Source organism: Candidatus Symbiothrix dinenymphae (assembly GCF_001431085.1).
Map to the genome: position 1 here is coordinate 1 of NZ_BBRU01000428.1, position 437 is coordinate 437.

Genomic DNA, 437 nt, shown 5'->3' on the forward strand with positions numbered 1-437 from the left:
GCGTAGCCGTTGGCGAGGGCGTATTCATCGCTTTGCTTGTTGTCCGGTTCTTCGTTGACGAAGTAGCCTCCCATCCAATAGACGGTGCGACCAAACGCATCTTTTGACACTTCAAATTCTTTGTCCCAATAGCCTTTGGTTTGTGTGCAGACTTGTAACCTTTTGACAGGGTGTATGTTAGGCACGTTGAGGTTGAGGCAGATGCCACGCGGAAGACCTGTTTTCAGGATTTTCTCTGCCACTAATTTGCCATAGTGGGCGGCTTCTGTGAAATTGCTTGATAACTCGTAGTCTGTCAATGAGATACCGATAGAAGGAATGCCCCAGATGCAGCCTTCCAATGCAGCTCCGACAGTGCCGGAATAAATGACGCAGATGGAGGCATTGCTGCCATGATTGATGCCGGACAGCACCAAATCAGGCTTGCGGGGCGCAAG

The 437-nt window shown here is 50.3% G+C and carries 1 protein-coding gene; it reads right to left on the reverse strand.

Features of this window, described 5'->3' with window-relative positions; all coding sequences use genetic code 11:
- The coding region (gene surE / locus ASC50_RS04740; protein WP_304518328.1) for a 5'/3'-nucleotidase SurE at window positions 1–437 on the reverse strand (437 nt) is incomplete at both ends.